The sequence below is a fragment of the Serratia sp. HMSC15F11 genome, assembly GCF_001808215.1.
GTDB lineage: Bacteria > Pseudomonadota > Gammaproteobacteria > Enterobacterales > Enterobacteriaceae > Serratia > Serratia nevei.
The window spans coordinates 1-978 of the sequence record NZ_KV792408.1 but is presented as its reverse complement, the minus strand read 5'-3'; the positions used below and the strand labels follow the sequence as shown (position 1 = coordinate 978).

Annotated in this window: 1 protein-coding gene; it reads left to right on the top strand. The window is 53.5% G+C overall.

Annotated elements, in window-relative coordinates:
* On the top strand, positions 1–978 hold a 978-nt coding region (tuf, locus tag HMPREF3138_RS06805), incomplete at both ends, for an elongation factor Tu (protein WP_049193853.1).

The following is a 978-nucleotide window of genomic DNA, read 5'->3' as shown; positions in this document are numbered from 1 at the left end:
ACCGTACTGGCTAAAACCTACGGCGGTTCTGCACGTGCTTTCGACCAGATCGATAACGCGCCAGAAGAAAAAGCTCGTGGTATCACCATCAACACCTCTCACGTTGAGTATGACACCCCGACTCGTCACTACGCGCACGTTGACTGCCCAGGGCACGCCGACTACGTGAAAAACATGATCACCGGTGCTGCTCAGATGGACGGCGCGATCCTGGTAGTAGCAGCGACTGATGGCCCAATGCCTCAGACCCGTGAGCACATCCTGCTGGGTCGTCAGGTTGGCGTTCCTTTCATCATCGTATTCATGAACAAATGCGACATGGTTGATGATGAAGAGCTGCTGGAACTGGTAGAAATGGAAGTTCGCGAACTGCTGTCCGCTTACGACTTCCCAGGCGACGACCTGCCAGTAATCCGCGGTTCCGCGCTGAAAGCGCTGGAAGGCGAAGCTGAGTGGGAAGCGAAAATCATCGAACTGGCCGAAGCCCTGGACAGCTACATTCCAGAGCCAGAGCGTGCTATCGACAAGCCGTTCCTGCTGCCAATCGAAGACGTATTCTCCATCTCCGGTCGTGGTACCGTTGTTACCGGTCGTGTTGAGCGCGGTATCATCAAAGTTGGCGAAGAAGTTGAAATCGTTGGTATCAAAGACACCGTTAAGTCTACCTGTACTGGCGTTGAAATGTTCCGCAAACTGCTGGACGAAGGCCGTGCTGGTGAGAACGTAGGTGTTCTGCTGCGTGGTATCAAGCGCGAAGAAATCGAACGTGGTCAGGTACTGGCTAAGCCAGGCTCTATCAAGCCACACACCCAGTTCGAATCTGAAGTGTACATCCTGAGCAAAGATGAAGGTGGTCGTCACACTCCATTCTTCAAAGGCTACCGTCCACAGTTCTACTTCCGTACAACTGACGTGACCGGTACCATCGAACTGCCAGAAGGCGTAGAGATGGTAATGCCAGGCGACAACGTGAACATG